We start from the raw sequence: 1,225 nt of genomic DNA, 5'->3' as shown, positions 1-1,225 counted from the left end.
GGGTTCTACCCCGAAATCACGGACGGTTGTAAAAGGGCTGAGAACTTCTGGTCTTGCCTGGCGACCCTTCGTCGCATCCTCGGGTTGTGGAACCGCTCGATGTATTCGAACACATCCGCCCTCGCGGCATCGAGCGTTGGGTAGGTCATGCGGTAGACCCGCTCGCGCTTGAGCAGGCCGAAGAAGCCTTCGCACGCGGCGTTGTCACCGCAGTGGCCCACCGCGCTCATCGAGCACACCAAGCCGTTGGCCGCCAGGTAACGCTGGTAGTCGCCGCTTCGGAACTGGCTGCCACGGTCGGAGTGCAGGATCAGTGGATGGCTGCCTTGGCGCTGCCAGACCGCCATCTGCACGGCCCTGATCACCATCTGACGATCCTGACGATGATGCATTGACCACCCCACCACCCGCTGGTCAAACAGGTCCAGCACGATGCACAGATACAGCTTGCCTTGCCGGGTCTTGAGCTCGGTGATGTCGGTGACCCACCTGGTCTCCGGCTCCAACGCGGTGAAGTCCCGCTCCAGCAGGTTGCGCACACCCGGCGGCGTCAGCGCCGGCTTGCCGCGCTGGCCTCGCCGCTTCGGTCGCGGCCAACCCTGCAGGCCATCGGTCGCCATCAGACGCGCCACCCGGTTCAGGCTCGCCGTCTCGCCTTCCTCGGCAAGGTCTTCATGCATCCGGCCGGCGCCCAATGTGCCCCGGCTGTCCTCATGCAACTCACGGATCCGGCCGAGCAAGCGCTGGTTGTCGCGCTCCCGGGCACTGGGCAAGCGCTTACTCCAGTCGTAGTAACCGCTGGCCGAGACCCGCAGGCAACGACACATCAGTCGCACTGGAAACTCATCGCGGCAACGTTCGATCACCTGATACCTCAGGATGATCCCTTGGCAAAGAACGTCGCCGCTTCTCGCAAAAAATCCCGCTCCTTCTTCACCCGGGCCAGCTCGCGCTTGAGCCGCGCCAGTTCCTCGTCCCGGGGCGTCCCGGTGCCACCGAAGGCCACCTGGCCCCGGCTCTGGGCCTCCCGCTTCCAGCGGGTCAGCAATGCATCCCGGATCCCCAGCTCCCGGGCCACCTGGGCACAGCTGACGCCCGGCTGGCTGGCCTGCTCAACCGCACCGCGCTTGAACTCGGTGCTGAACTTCCTTCGCTTCGACATGAACACTCCTCATGGCCTTGATCGGCCTTCTCGTAAGTGTCCGTGAAAACGGGGGTGAACCCC

At 64.7% G+C, this 1,225-nt stretch carries 1 protein-coding gene; it reads right to left on the bottom strand.

Annotated elements, in window-relative coordinates; all coding sequences use genetic code 11:
- Nucleotides 1–5 precede the first annotated feature (5 nt).
- Nucleotides 6–1,162 (bottom strand): IS3-like element ISStma5 family transposase gene (locus tag QMX78_RS21430; RefSeq protein ID WP_087944427.1). Its coding sequence is split into 2 segments (ribosomal slippage): nucleotides 6–922 and nucleotides 922–1,162, totalling 1,158 coding nucleotides; the frame shifts between segments, so codons are not numbered across the junction.
- Nucleotides 1,163–1,225 lie beyond the last annotated feature (63 nt).

The organism is Stenotrophomonas sp. PS02298, assembly GCF_029959445.1.
In the GTDB taxonomy this organism is placed as follows: domain Bacteria; phylum Pseudomonadota; class Gammaproteobacteria; order Xanthomonadales; family Xanthomonadaceae; genus Stenotrophomonas.
Note: the sequence above shows the minus strand (reverse complement) of the source record. Positions and strands in the feature narration are given on the sequence as shown.